This window comes from Photobacterium sp. R1 (assembly GCF_054600795.1).
Genome location: NZ_BAAHZP010000330.1, coordinates 1 through 317 on the forward strand (window position 1 = coordinate 1; position 317 = coordinate 317).

Sequence of the window (317 nt, forward strand, 5' to 3'; positions counted from 1 at the left end):
CGATGAGAATGAGTGCCGTGATTATAACATGCTGACCGTTGCAGGTGAGGTCAGAGCAAGTCCTGCTGGCAAAGGAATTGATGATGATCAAATTGCCAGCACCAGTCCGGCGTCCACATTTCCTGATTCAGAATGATCAGCATAGGCCGGTTAATCTGGTGCAGCATATACCAGAGTGCAGGGTAGTGGCGTTGATCACAGATGAGGGCATCGCACCCTGAAGCTGCAAGGGTATCAGCCAGCAGTTGCTGGTGGCCATTTTGCGAATAGGAGAAAGCCATCAGGTTTTGTAAACGGCAATAGGCGGCATATTGTTG

The 317-nt window shown here is 50.2% G+C and carries 1 protein-coding gene; it reads right to left on the reverse strand.

Features of this window, described 5'->3' with window-relative positions; genetic code table 11:
• Positions 1 to 50 precede the first annotated feature (50 nt).
• On the reverse strand, positions 51 to 317 hold a 267-nt coding region (locus ACYP03_RS25275), incomplete at its 5' end, for a hypothetical protein (RefSeq protein WP_459782567.1).